Origin of the sequence: Streptomyces litmocidini (genome assembly GCF_014649755.1) — a bacterium.
Taxonomy (GTDB): Bacteria; Actinomycetota; Actinomycetes; order Streptomycetales; family Streptomycetaceae; genus Streptomyces; species Streptomyces litmocidini.
This window is the reverse complement of sequence record NZ_BMTQ01000036.1, coordinates 1-13,271: the sequence shown is the minus strand read 5'-3', so window position 1 is coordinate 13,271 and position 13,271 is coordinate 1. Positions and strand designations below refer to the sequence as shown.

Genomic DNA, 13,271 nt, shown 5'->3' with positions numbered 1-13,271 from the left:
CCCACCCCCACCGCGAACAACCCCGCCTGCACGAACACCGTCCGCCCCGCCAACCCCGCATCCCCACCCCACAACACCTCCGCCAAAGGCCGCTCCAACTGCAGATCGAGATAGCCCATGGCCTCCTCCACCGCCCCGGCGAACACCGGACAGACCGCACGGAGCTCACGACCGGCACCCAACAAACGACCCCCCTGACCGGGAAAGAGGAACGCAAGGCGCCCCGAGGCCTGTCCGCGCAGCACATCGGGCGCGTCGCCCCGGCCCTGTGCCAGGTCGCGCAGGCCACGGCGCAGTTCGGCCTCGTCGCCTGCGACGACCAGGCCACGGTGCTCCAGGGCGGCGCGCGTGGTGCCCAGCGAGTGGCCGAGGTCGTTCAGGCTCGGCACGGCCGTGTCGGGCCCGTCCAGGAAGGAGAGCAGCCGTTCGGCCTGGGCACGGAGCGCGGAGGAGCTCCGTGCGGAGACGACCAGAGGTACGGCGCAAGGCCGATCGGTCACGGACTCCGGCTTCCCGCCGGACTCCGGATTCTCCCCGGGTTCCGGCTCGCGGAGGGGTGGTTCCTCCAGGATCACGTGGGCGTTGGTGCCGCTGATGCCGAAGGAGGACACGCCCGCCCGCCGGGGACGACCGTGTTCCGGCCAGATCAGCGCCTCGGTGAGCAGCCGGACGTGCCCCGCCGACCAGTCCACGTGCGGGGTCGGCTCGTCGATGTGCAGGGTCCGGGGCAGGACCCCGTGCCGCATCGCCATGATCATCTTGATGACGCTCGCGAGTCCGCCGGCCGCCTGGGTGTGGCCGAGGTTGGACTTCACCGATCCCAGCCACAGGGGGCGGGCCGCGGGCCGGTCCTGCCCGTACGTGGCGATGATCGCCCGCGCCTCGATCGGGTCTCCGAGCGTGGTGCCGGTGCCGTGGCCCTCGACGGCGTCGACGTCGGCCGCGGTCAGCCCGGCGTCGGCCAGGGCGTCCCGGATCAGCTGCCGCTGCGCGGCGCCGCTCGGGGCGGTGAGGCCGTTGCTGGCCCCGTCCTGGTTGACCGAGGAGCCTCGCACCAGGGCCAGGACCTCGTGCCCGTTGTGCCGGGCGTCCGACAGCCGCTCGACCACCAGCAGGGCGACGCCCTCGGAGAACGCGGTGCCGTCGGCCTCCGCCGCGAAGGCCTTGGCCCTGCCGTCCGGGGCGAGCGCGTGCTGGCGGCTGAACTCGACGAACGTGCCGGGGCTGCCCATCACGGTCACCCCGCCGACGAGGGCCAGCGAGCACTCGCCGCGCCGCAGGGACTGCCCGGCCAGGTGGAGGGCGACGATCGAGCCGGAGCAGGCGGTGTCGACCGTGATGGCGGGCCCCCTCAGCCCCAGGGCGTACGCGGTCCGGCCCGAGACGACGCTCGGCGCGCTGCCGGTCATCACATAGCCTTCGGTCCCCGGGGGCGCCTCCATGACGCGCGTCCCGTACTCGTTCGCCCCCGTGCCCACGAACACCCCGGTCCGGCTGCCGCGTACGGACAGCGGATCGATGCCGGCGTGTTCCAGCGCTTCCCACGCGGTCTCCAGGACCAGCCGTTGCTGGGGCTCCATGGCCAGGGCCTCGCGCGGGCTGATCCCGAAGAAGTCGGCGTCGAAGTCGGCGGCGTCCTCGAGGAAGCCGCCCTGATCGCAGGAGCTCCGGCCTGCCCGGCCGAGGAGGGCGTCGAGGTCCCAGCCTCGGTCGCGCGGGAAGTCTCCGGCGACCGTCCGTCCGTCGGCGACCAGGTTCCACAGCTCGTCCGCCGAGGTGACGCCGCCCGGGAAGCGGCAGGCGATCCCGACGACGGCCAGTGGTTCGTCACCGGCGACCATGGCGGGGGGCGGTTCGGGTCCGTCGTCGGTCGTTCCCAGCAGCTCGGCCAGCAGGTGGTCCGCCAGCGGTGCGGGAGCCGGATGTTCGAAGGCGACCGTCACCGGAAGGCTCAGCCCGGTGGCGGCCACCAGCCGGCCGTGCAGCGCGACCAGGGCGAGCGAGTCCAGTCCCTGTTCCCTGAACGGGCGCTCCGCCTCGACGACCGTGTCCGGCGGGGTCTCCGGCTTGGCCTGGCACAGGACCGCGCGGGCGTGTCCGCACACCAGGTCCAGGAGGATGTGCCGCCGCTGCCGGCCCGGCAGTTCGCCGAGCCGTCGCATCAGTTCTTCTCGCTCGTCCTGACTCCGTCCGCCGCCGGAAACGGAATTCTCAGACTCGCGCATTCGGTCCTCACTCCACGCTCTTGAAGAGAAACAGCTGATGGAAAACGTCGGGCTTCTACCGCGCCTCTATGCCCGCTCCTGCGACGCCCCTGCCCACCGTTCTCACTCGTCGCCGGGGGCGGGGGCGGGGGTGGCGTCGAACTTCCGGCGCACGTAGGACAGGTCGGCCAGGAGTCCGGAGGAGGTGATCCGTCGTCCGGGACCGGCTTTCACGCGCCGGGGCAGCGGGAGTGACCCGCTGTCCGTCCACCGGAGCCGGCCCTCCGCGTCGATGTGACTGCGGGTCCGGCCCAGGTTGTCCGGATGGATGCAGTAGGGGATGTCGAGGTATCCGCACCGGAACGCCGTGACGAGGGCCACCCCGATGTCGTCGTCGAGGTTCAGCACGGCGTGCACCAGGGCGCGGGCCTCGTCGTAGATCCCGGTGTCCGGTGGTGTCGGGCCCCTGCCGCCGTCCGAGTGGTGCAGTGCGGCGGCACGGGCGGCCCCTTCCAACGCGGACACGTTCTCGGCGATGGTCGGAATGCCGTGGGCCTCATCGGCGGTCTTGACGATGAGCCGCTCGGCTCCCGTGCCGGCCGCGAGTTCCGCCGCCGTGGCGAGCAGTCGGCGCGCGCCGTGCGGGGTCTGCGGGAAGAGCCCCATGTACGCGTACACGACGACGTGCCAGTTGTCCGTCGGCAGCAGTTCGGAGCTCAGGCGGCGCAGGGCCGCCACGGCTTCCCGGTCCTGCTCCGCGCTGGTCTGCTGGGCGTAGCTCAGGGACAGGCTGCGCAGTCCGTGCTGGGCGAAGAACAGTGCTTCGAGGACGCTGATGGCCACCAGTTGGCCGGGCGGGCACAGTTGACCCATCATGCAGCCGCCGAAGGTCTCCAGGTGGGGTTCGATGCCGAGGTCGAGGAGTCCGGTGAACTCTTCGCAGGCCCGCGTCCAGTTGCCGACCGATTCGGCCAGCGGTGTGCGGCCGTACGGCAGGCAGTACGAGACCGGTCCGCCTTCGGTGGCGTTCAGCCGCAGGGCGATGAGGGCCCTGACGATGCGGTCCGGGTTCGCGGAGCCGTGCCGGACCTGGACGGGGAAGTCCGGGCCGAGGACGCCGGAGAGCACCCGGCGGGTGGTGTCGGCGGGGTGGTCGGCGATCGGGTAGCCGTTGAGGCAGGCGTCGTCGCGCAGGGCGGCCTTCAGCGCGTCGCTGTCGCCGACGCGCGTGTAGCTGTCGACGGTGATCGTGCCGACGGACATGGCGTCGGCCCTTCGGGTGGCGACGAGTCCCGCGCGCATCCGGGCGGGGTCGGAGAAGCCCATGCGCGGCTGCACGACGGGGACGCCGGAGCCGCCCCGGTGCCGGACGAACTCCCCGAAGTCCACCGGGAGACGGTCGGTATCCTTTGTCGCCCGGACGGAGAGGGCGCGACAGGTCATACGAGGACTCCGCGACGCGTCGGCGGTGTGGCCGGACGGCTGTTCAGGGTGTCGAGGAAGCGCCGGAAGCGTGCCGTCGTGCGGGCGTCCTCGGTGAAGACCTCGTCGAACCCGGCCGCCGTCAACCGCTGAGCGTGGCGGGTGTCCTTGCCGCGGATGACGTCCAGTTTCCCGCCGATGACCACGGGGGTCACGGCCAGCTCCGCGGTCGCTCTCAGCCGTGCGATGACCCGTAGCCCTTCCTGGTGCCCGTGACCGTTGACGCTGCTGATGACCACCAGGTCGGGTCCGGTGCTCCGGCACGAGTCGACGAGGAGGTCGTCCGGCACGCAGGGGCCGAGGTTGACGACTTCGAAGCCGTTCTCCTCCAGGAGCAGTTGGAGGAAGACCAGGTTCCAGGTGTGGGAGTCGGAGGCCATGCCGGTGACGACGGCGGTTCCCCTCCGCCCCGTCGCGGACGACACGCCGACACTGGGGGTCACGAGTGTCCTCCCAGTGCCACCCGGTGGTGTTCCAGACGGCCGGCCGAGACGACGAGGTCACCGCGGACCACGACCTCGGCGGGAGCGGGCCTGCCGAGGAAGGTCAGCAGGCTGGCGGTCGGCCCGTAGGCCCCGGCGTTGGGGATGCTCACCAGGTCTCCGGGCTCCAGGACCGGCAGTTCGACGCCGCGGCCCAGGACGTCGCCGGGGGTGCACAGGGGGCCGACGAGCGTCGCGGTCTCCGTCTCGGCCGCACCGTCGATCCGTACGGACACGGGCAGCAGGCGGCCGAGGCCGGACATGCCGCCGAAGGCGTTGATGCCGGCGTCGAGGACGACGAACTTGTGGCCGCGGCTCATTTTGATGTTGCTCACCCGCGCGATCAGGGTGCCGCAGGTGCCGACCAGGAAGCGTCCCGCCTCGAAGGCGACGGCGGGCCGGTCATGACGCCAGCCGGGGAGGTGCAGGTCGAGCTCCGCTTCGAGGTCGATGCGGAGCTTCGGGTAGGCGCCGCGCTGTCCCGGTACGCCGTACGGGGCCGCGAAGCCGCCGCCCAGGTCGAGGAAGCGCAGGGTGAGCCCCAGGTCCCGCTCCAGCTGGGCGGCCAGCACGATGGAGTGCCTGAACGCGTCGATCAGGGCCGAGGCGTCCTGGGCGTTGCTCAGCGGGAAGAAGTGCAGGCCCGTGATCCGGGTGCCCGGAACGTCACGTACGAGGGGAAGCGTGTCCGGCAGCACCTCCGCGTCGAAGCCGAACTGCGAGGGCGTGCCGGTCATTCTGATGGCGGTGGTCCCCCGCGCCGAGGGGGCGTTGACCCGCAGGAGGCAGTCGGCGACCGTTCCGTGTGCGCGGGCGGCCGCGCCGACGCGGCGGACGTCGGTGACGGAGTCGGTCGAGAAGCGCCGGACCCCGAGCCTGATGGCCTCGTCGAGCTCGGCGGCCGTCTTCCCCGGCCCGGTGTAGAGGCAGTCCTGGCCGCGGTGGCCCGCGGCGAGGGCGACCGCCAGCTCTCCGGTCGAGCTGATCTCCGGCAGGCACGGCCGGCCGAGCCCCTCTCCGAGAGCGCGGGCGATGTCCGGGTGCGGGTTGGCCTTCAGGGCGTAGAACAGCCGGGCTTCCCGCGGCAGCGCGTCGTGCAGCTCGCTCCGCGCCGCGTCGACCTCGTCCAGGTCGTACACGTACAGCGGGGTGCCGAACCGCTCGGCGAGGCGGGCGTGGCGGTCTGCCAGGGGTCGGGTCACCGTGCGTCCGTCTCCTGGAGCATCGCGGTCAGGGCCCGGCGGGCGTTCTTGCCGTGGGCGGTGAGGGGCAGTTCGGTGACGACCCGGCAGACGGCCGGCACTTTCTGCGGCTCCAGGCGTTCGGCGAGTTCCTTGAGGATCACGTGCGGCGCCAGTTCGGATTCCACGAAGACGGCGAGGTCCCTCCCGTCGGCGGGCGGCAACACGGCGGCGGCCCGGACACCGGGGATGTCCGTGGCCGCGGCCTCGATCTCCAGGGTGCTCATGCGGATGCCCTTGCGCTTGAACATGTCGTCGCGGCGGCCCTCGAAGTACAGATAGCCGTCGGCGTCCAGGCTTCCGTAGTCGCCGGTGTGCAGGCGCGGCTCCCCGGTGCGCTCGTCGCGGCGGAAGGTCCGCGCGGTCAGTTCGGGGGACCTCCAGTAGCCGGGCATGACGTGCGGGCCCGTGACCACGATCTCGCCGACCTCGCCGGTGGGGACCGGACGGCCGTCGGCGCCGAGGATGAGCACCGAGGTGCCGGGCAGTGGCCTGCCGACCGAGGCGGGCCGTTCGCGGTCCTGCTCCGGCGGCATGATCGAGACGCGTTTGCACTCGGTCTGACCGAACTGGCGCACCACCCGCACACCGGGAAAGGCGGCGCGCAGTGCCTCGATCGTGGCGGGCGGCAGGGCCGCGCCGGTGTTGGTGATCAGGCGGACCGGCGGGGGCGGCCCGGGGTCGCGTTCGGCGAGCTTCACGATCATCGTGGCCAGCGAGGGAACGATCGGTACGACGGTGGTGCCGGTCTCCCGCATCCTGTGCAGCAGGCGCAGGTCCGACTCGTCGCCGGCGAGGACGAGTTCGGAGCGGCCCAGGCAGGAGAGCAGCACCTTGTACAGGCCGTAGTCCCAGGACAGGGGGAAACGGCAGAAGACGACGTCGTCGGGCCGGTAACCGAGTTCGGCCCGGATGGCGCGGGACACGAACGTCATCTGTGCGTGCGGGCAGATGACCGCCTTGGGGGTGGCGGTGCTGCCGGAGGTGTAGACGAGGGAGGCGACGTCGTCCGGGGCGATGTCGGGGTGGTCCTCGCTTCCGCCCCGGGCCGCTTCGGTCTCGACCTCGGACCAGACCGATGCCAGGTCGTACACGGGGACGCGGGTGACGGCGCGGAGCCGCTGGGCCCGGGAGCCGTCGGTGACGATCAGGGCCGGCTCGGCGTTGTCGAGCACGGAGGTGAGGTGGAACTCCTTCATCCCGGGGTTGAGCGGGACGAAGACGGCACCGCGGCGCGAGGTCCCGTAGAACAGGGCGACCGCCTCGCGCCGGGTCGGCAGTTGCACCACCACCCGGTCCCCGTGTCCTACCCCGTGGTCCTGCAGCCACCGCGCGAAGGCGTGGCTCAGGCCGGCGAGCTGCCGATAGGTCCACCGGCCCGCCGTGTCATGCACGGCGGAGTGGTCCGGGGTCTCCTCCAGTGCTTCGTCCAGCAGGCCGTGAACGTAAGGGCTTTCGCCGTGTCCCATTCAGATCGTCCAAGTTTCGCCGGTGAGTTCTCCCTGCTCCAGGACCTTAGGGGTCGACATCGGGCAGGACGGCTCGCGCCGACACCCCTATACCTGGACGCGGTACCCCTAATTCCTCATCCGGGCAGCGGCTGTTCCCGTGCGGCCAGTGCCAGCCGCGCCCGGTCGACCTTGCGGTTGGAATTCAGCGGGAGGACGTCGAGGTGCCGGTAGTGGCGTGGCGTCATGCCCTGGGGCAGCAGGGTCCGGAGGCCCCGGGCGAGTTCCGCCGCCGGGACGCGGGTGCCGGTGTAGAACACGACGAGCTCGGTGCCGTTGCCGCCGGGCCGTGTCACGGTGACGGCGTCCTCGACTCCGTCGCACGTCCGCAGGGCGTGCTCGATCTCGGTCAGCTCCACCCGCAGACCCAGTACCTGGACCTGTGTGTCCAGCCGCCCCAGGTGGACCAGCTCACCGTTGTCCAGGCGACGGACCCGGTCCCCGGTCCGGTACCAGGTGCGGCCGTCCCGGTGCAGGAAGCGGCCCTCGTCGTCCCTCGGGTCGAGGTAGCCCGCGGTCATCTGCGGTCCTGTCACGCACAGCTCGCCCTCGCTGTCCGAGTCCTCGCCGCGCTGGTCGAGGAGGAGGTGGTCGTGGCCCTCGTGGACCGTCCCGATGGGCACCAGTCCGTTGACGCACCGAGCCGGAGAGGTGTCGGAGGACCACCGGTGGCCGGTGACGGTGATGGTGAGTTCCGTCGGCCCGTAGATGTTCTCCACCGTGCAGCCGGGAGCGGCCTCCTGCCAGGCGACCGCGTCGCTCGCCTGCAGGGCCTCTCCGGCGAAGAGGCTCCACCGCAGGCCCGGCATGCCGCCCGGGGCCAGGCCCCTCGCGCGGCGGACGAGCGCGATGGCACTCGGTGTGGAGAACCACACGGTCAGGCCCCGCTCGGCCACGAACGCGGGGAGGTCCCGGTAGGCGTGGGCCGGCACGGGCCGCACGCTCGCTCCCGCGCCCCAGGCGCAGAAGAGGTCGAACATGGCGCAGTCGAAGTTCAGGTCGAACGTCTGCGAGAAGACGTCGTGCTCGTCGAAGTCGTAGCGGGAGTCGAGCAGAGTGAAGTAGTGGTGGGTGTTGCCGTGCGTGATCGGCACGCCCTTGGGGCGTCCCGTCGAACCCGAGGTGTACAGGACGTACGCGATGTCCGAGGCGGCGACGGGAAGCGGCTCGTGCAGGGCGGTCCGCCGCGACACGGTGAGGTGACGGAGGCTGCCGTCGTCGGAGCCGTCCGGCGACAGGACGGGGACGTCCAGCTTCCCCTCCGTGATCCGGGCGGCTGCCGCGAGCCCGCGGGCGTCGGCGATCAGGGCCGACACGCCCGCCGTCTCCAGCATCCGCCGGGTGCGTGCGACCGGGAAGTCCGGATGCAGCGGGACCGCGGCGGCGCCCGCGTACAGCGCGGCTAGGACGCCCGCGTAGCCTTCGAGTCCCTTGCCGGCGAGCACCCCGACCGCCCGCGGTGGCTGTCGGCAGCCGGAGACGAGAGCGCCCGCCCACCGCAGGGCCGTCTCGTGGACGGCTTCGTAGCTGTACGTCTCGCGGTCGAGCCGCAGCGCCGCTCGGCGCGGAGCCGTGGCGAGCCCTTGCAGGAAACGTGCGTGCAGTGCTGGTTGCAGCATGTGGTTCGTTCCGCCTTCGGGGGTTCCCTGAGGACAGGGGCGGGGGCACAAGATCGGGAAAAGGGGTGGGGCGGGGAGGACGAGGGTTACCTCGGGGGCCGTTCGGCGGTTTACGTCAGCGAAGAGATCCAGGCCGTCCATGACAGCCCCGTGCGAGGAGACAACATGTGGGACCACCGTTTCGAGGAACTGCTGCGCGCGTTCCTGCCCTTCTCCGCTCCTGACGACGCCCTCACCGAGGACGCCGGCCTGCGCGACCTCGGCCTCGACTCGCTGGGCACCGTGGAACTGCTGACCGCCCTGGAACAGGCCTACGACGTACGGTTCGTGGACGAGGCGCTGACCCCGGAGACCTTCGCGACTCCGGGGACCCTGTGGGCCGCGCTGTCCGGGCTGGGGGCGGCCGCCGTCTGACACGGCCCGGGTGTGGCCGCCGTCCTCCCACAAGACGACAGTGCGTCTACGGCGCCGTCTGCGGGAGCCGGTCTTCACCGCGCGGCGGCCTCGGCGCGCGGTGGCGGCGCGGCTGCATGGCGGTGGTCGGGCTCACCGCGACGACCTGGAAGTTGCGCGTGGTGCAGCCCACCCGGCCGAAGAGGCTGTCCGGGCCGGACACGTAGAGCGTTCCGACGTTGAGGTCACGCAGGGTGGCCACGACCCGGGGCCACTGGACCGGGCGTACGAACCCGTCGAGCAGCATGCGGCGTACGCCGTCGCCGGAGTGCAGCACCGTGCCGTCCTGGTCGGCCACGACGGGAATCCGTGGATCGGTGAACCGGAGTTCGCCGAAGATCTCCCGTTCGACCTGGTCGCGCAGGACGCCGAGAACGCGTGAGTGCATCGGGGGGCGCATGGTGTACAGCGGCAGACCGCCGACCGAGCGCAGCCGCTTCGCCAGCCAGTCCAGTGCGCTCTCCCGGAGGGACACCATGTGGAAGTCGTCGTCGATGCGGCAGGAGATGTCGTACCACTCGCCCCGCTCGGCGAGTTCCGCCAGCACCTCGTCGAGCCGTTCCTGCGGGACTCTGGCGAAGGACTGCGTGACCACATCACGATGGTCACGGGCGACGTGGTCCTCCAGACAACGCGCCCAGCGCGCGGTCATCCACACGGCCTGTTCGAAGGGCAGCGCACCGCTGTGGACGGCCGCCGCCTTGCCGCCGAAACTGGGGCCCGCGCAGAGCCGGGGTGCCATGCCCAGTTCGCTCTCCGCCCAGCGTGCCAGGGCCAGGCAGTTGACCAGGAAGGCCACTTGGGCGAACTCGCTGTAGTCCCCTTCGGTCTCCCGGTAGCGGTCGACGAGCGAATACCCGAGGACCTCGTCCGCCGCCCCGACGAGGTCGCGCGCGAGGGGGTTGAGCAGCATGAACTTCGCGACGTCCGTGAAGCGCGACGGCCCCATGCCGGGGAAGACGACCGCGCTGCCCGCACGGGAGGACATCTCCATGGTTCACCTTCCGCCCGCTGGGATGCTGTTCAGGTAGTCGGTCATGACGGCTGTGAAGCGCTCCGGCTCCTCCAGATGCGGCACATGGCTGGATTCCTCGAAGATCTCCCCGCGCACCTCCGGGATCAGGTCCAGGAAGGGCTGGACGGTCGCCGGCGTCGCCTCGTCGTGGCGGCCCGAGATCACCAGGGTCGGGACCGTGATCCTGGCGCAGCAGTCCACGACGGACCAGTCCCGCAGCGAACCGACGACGTGGAACTCGGTGGGCCCGTTCATGGTGGAGTACACCGTCGGGTCGTTGTGGACCTCGTAGAAGGAGGCCAGGTAGTCCCGCGGCCAGGGCGTCAGCCGGCACACGTGCCGCTCGTAGAAGACGCGTGCGGCCTCCTGGTACTCGGCGCTGTCGGTGGTGCCTGCGGCCTCGTGGCGAAGCAGCGTGTCGTTGACGCCCGGCGGCAGGGCGTCGCGCAGCACCTTCATCTCGCTCAGCCACAGGGGGTAGGAGGCCGGGGAGTCGGCGATGACGAGTCCGCGCAGACCGGGCGGGCGGGCGGCGGCGTGCCGGGCGGCCAGCATGCCGCCCCAGGAATGGCCGAAGAGAACGTAGTCGTCCTCGACGGCGAGGTGTCGCAGCAGGTTGTCCAGCTCGTCCAGGAACAGCTGGACGGTCCAGAAGTCGGACCCGCGGCCGGGCAGGTGGGTGGAGCCTCCGTTGCCGATCTGATCGTAGTGGACGACCTGCCGCCCGGATTCGGCAAGGCGGGACAGGTTCAGCAGGTAGTCGTGGGTGCTGCCGGGTCCGCCGTGGACGACCACCAACGTCGGCGGGCGGTCGCGGCCACGGGATCCCGTGACGCGGTACCACGTCTCGTACGCCCCGAAGGGGGCCTTCCCCTTGGTGATGGGTGTCTCGGGCATGTCGCCACCTCTGTCGGCTGGGTGTCTTGTGCCGGCCCTCGATCCGGTCTACCGGTCGGCGAGGCCGAGTTCCTGGTCGATGAAGTCGAGAACGGCGTCGGCGGACGCCGTTTCGAGCTTCCCGGCGACGTCCTGGGGGTCGGCTCCGCCCGTGAGGTCGTCGATCCTCGTCGCGAGCGTCCGGAGCCGTGCCGCGATGCCGGTGCCCCGCAGCTCGTCCGGCGCGAGCGCGTCGATCGCCTCCTCGACCCGGTCGAGCCGGGAGAGAACCGACGCGTCTTCACCGTCGACGGCGCCACCCCGGTCGGGGCACACCTGGCCGAGCAGGTGGTCGGCCAGCTTGCGGGGTGTCGCGTAGTCGTACGCGAGGGCGCTGCTCAGGGGCACGCCCGTTGCCGAGACCAGCCGGTTTCTGAGGTCGACGACGGTGACGGAGTCGAAGCCGAGGGCGTCGAAGGACCGGCGCATGTCGAGGTCGGCGGAATCGTCGTAGCCGAGCAGGGAGGCCACGTGCGTGCGCACGAGATCGTGAACTTCGCGATGTCGCTGGTCCTCCCGCAGGGCCGCGAGCCGACTGATCAGGCCCGCGGGGCCGGAGACCGTCTCGGCGGTTTCGGCGGTTTCGGCTCCCAGGACGGCCCGTACTTCGGGAAGGCTCGTGAACAGCGGCCGTGGCCGGGCCAGCGTATGCACGGGAATGAAGCGCGGCCAGTCGAAGTCGGCCACGACGAGGTGGTCGTCGCCGTTCTCCAGCGCCTGCCACAGCGCCTCGGCCGCCAGGGCGGGCTTCATCGGCGGCACGCCGATGCGGTGCAGCAGGACACTCGTCTCCCGGTCCACCAGTCCGCTGTCCCAGGGCCCCCAGGCGATCGACGTCGCCGCGAGCCCACGGGCCCGACGATGGTGGGCGAGACCGTCCAGGAACGCGTTGGCTCCCGCGTACGAGGCCTGGCCTCCGCTGCCCCAGACGGCCGCCCCGGAGGAGAACAGCACGAAGGCCTCCACCGGATGGTCGGCGAGGAGTTCGTGGAGGTGCGTGGCACCGAGGACCTTCGCCCTGCCCACCTCGGCGAACTCCGCAAGGGTGAGCTCGCCCAGGGGCGCTCCCCGCGGCGCCACCCCGGCGACGTGCATCACTGCGGTCAGCGGCAGCTCTTCGGGGATCGACTCGAGCACCCGTCCGAGCGCCTCGCGGTCGGCGACGTCGCACGCCGTGAGGGTGACGCGGGCGCCGAGCGCGGTCAGTTCCCGTTCCAGCTCCTCGGCTCCCTCGGCGGCACGGCCGCGTCGGCTGGTGAGGACCAGGTGTTCCGCCCCCCGGCCCGCCAGCATGCGCGCCACTTGGGCACCGAGCCCTCCCGTCCCGCCGGTGATCAGCGTGGTGCCTTTCGGACGCCAGGACCGCGACCGCGGCGTCCGGCCGTCGGCCGCGGGCGCCCCGGTCGCGGCCAGCGGAGCCCGCTCCAGACGGCGTACGAAGTTCCCGTGCGCGCGGACGGCGAGCTGGTCCTCGCCGTCCGCCCTGGACAGGGCGCGCACCAGGCGCTCGGCGTTTCCGTGTTCGCCCGCCGACGCGTCGAGGTCGATCACACCGCCCCAGGTGTCCGGGTGGTCCAGGGCCAGTTCCCGTCCCAGGCCCCACAGGGCGCTCTGGTGCGGACTGGTCACGTCCTCGCCGGGGGTCACGGCCACGGCTCCCGTGGTCACCAGCCACAACGGGGCGGTGACCGCCGCATCACCCAGCGCCTGCACCAGGGTGATCGTGTCCGCGTATCCCCGTGACATCGCCGAGTGCTCGGGGTGGATGCGGTCGTCAAGACCGAGCAGGCACAGCACTCCGGCCGGTGCCTGCTCGCCCACCTCGCACCGTAGCCGTTCGGTGAGTTCGGTGCGGTTCGCGTCGGCCACCTCGACGACATCGGTGCGGACGGCGTCCGCGGCGAACGCGTCCAGGAGCGAACGGACATGTGGGCTTCCCATGTGCCCGGCGGGCACGACGACGAGCCAGACTCCGTCGTGCGTGCCGACGGACGTGTCCGGCAGTGGCTGCCAGCTCTCGCGGTAGCGCCAGGAGTCCACGCCCGACGGGGTCGGCACGGACGCGGCGGCGGAGCTGTCGGTCCAGTGGCGACGGCGCTGGAACGCGACCGTCGGCAGGTCCACGCGCCGGGCGCCGCTGCCCGAGAAGAACGCCTTCCAGTCCACGGGCACCCCACGGGTGTGGAGTGTCGCGAGCGCCGAGACGACGGCGTGTTCCTCGTCCTCGTGCCGGGGCATGGCCGGTACGAAGGCGGCGTCGGTGTCGTTCTCGAGGCAGTCGGCGCCCATCGCGGACAGCACCGCGTCCGGACCCAGCTCCAAGAAGGTGGT

10 protein-coding genes are annotated in these 13,271 nt (G+C 71.7%); 1 reads left to right on the top strand and 9 read right to left on the bottom strand.

Annotated features, from left to right (window positions below; all coding sequences use genetic code 11):
- The 6 genes from IE180_RS35315 to IE180_RS35290 form a co-directional block, all read right to left on the bottom strand.
- Positions 1–2,165 (bottom strand): type I polyketide synthase (locus IE180_RS35315; protein WP_444545792.1); only part of this gene is annotated, 2,165 nt, incomplete at its 3' end.
- A gap of 162 nt (positions 2,166–2,327) precedes the next feature.
- Positions 2,328–3,647, bottom strand: coding sequence for a methylaspartate mutase (locus IE180_RS35310; RefSeq protein WP_190161042.1), 1,320 nt, complete (start codon positions 3,645–3,647; stop codon positions 2,328–2,330).
- On the bottom strand, positions 3,644–4,129 hold the full coding sequence (locus IE180_RS35305) for a cobalamin B12-binding domain-containing protein (protein ID WP_268255507.1): 486 nt from the start codon (positions 4,127–4,129) through the stop codon (positions 3,644–3,646). The genes IE180_RS35310 and IE180_RS35305 overlap by 4 nt, the downstream gene beginning before the upstream one ends.
- Positions 4,126–5,370, bottom strand: coding sequence for a type III PLP-dependent enzyme domain-containing protein (locus IE180_RS35300; protein WP_229861237.1), 1,245 nt, complete (start codon positions 5,368–5,370; stop codon positions 4,126–4,128). The genes IE180_RS35305 and IE180_RS35300 overlap by 4 nt, the downstream gene beginning before the upstream one ends.
- Positions 5,367–6,878 (bottom strand): AMP-binding protein, encoded by a 1,512-nt coding sequence (locus IE180_RS35295; RefSeq protein ID WP_190161041.1) that lies wholly within the window; start codon positions 6,876–6,878, stop codon positions 5,367–5,369. Before IE180_RS35295 ends, IE180_RS35300 begins: the two co-directional genes overlap by 4 nt.
- Positions 6,879–6,994: 116 nt before the next feature.
- The gene (locus IE180_RS35290) at positions 6,995–8,536 is read right to left on the bottom strand and encodes an AMP-binding protein (RefSeq protein ID WP_190161040.1); all 1,542 of its coding nucleotides are present in this window, start codon (positions 8,534–8,536) and stop codon (positions 6,995–6,997) included.
- Between the two features lie 165 nt (positions 8,537–8,701).
- Between IE180_RS35290 and IE180_RS35285 the strand changes: the two genes are divergently transcribed.
- The gene (locus tag IE180_RS35285; RefSeq protein WP_190161039.1) at positions 8,702–8,950 is read left to right on the top strand and encodes a phosphopantetheine-binding protein; all 249 of its coding nucleotides are present in this window, start codon (positions 8,702–8,704) and stop codon (positions 8,948–8,950) included.
- 46 nt (positions 8,951–8,996) lie between these two features.
- On the opposite strand, the gene IE180_RS35280 is transcribed toward IE180_RS35285, so the two are convergent.
- The 3 genes from IE180_RS35280 to IE180_RS35270 form a co-directional block, all read right to left on the bottom strand.
- Positions 8,997–9,983 carry an ACP S-malonyltransferase gene (locus IE180_RS35280; protein WP_190161038.1) on the bottom strand — a complete coding sequence of 329 codons (987 nt, stop codon included), beginning with the start codon at positions 9,981–9,983 and terminating at the stop codon, positions 8,997–8,999.
- 3 nt (positions 9,984–9,986) lie between these two features.
- Positions 9,987–10,901: a proline iminopeptidase-family hydrolase gene (locus IE180_RS35275; RefSeq protein WP_190161037.1), complete on the bottom strand. Its 915-nt coding sequence runs from the start codon at positions 10,899–10,901 to the stop codon at positions 9,987–9,989.
- Between the two features lie 48 nt (positions 10,902–10,949).
- Positions 10,950–13,271: type I polyketide synthase (locus IE180_RS35270; RefSeq protein WP_190161036.1), on the bottom strand; the 2,322-nt coding region annotated here is incomplete at its 5' end.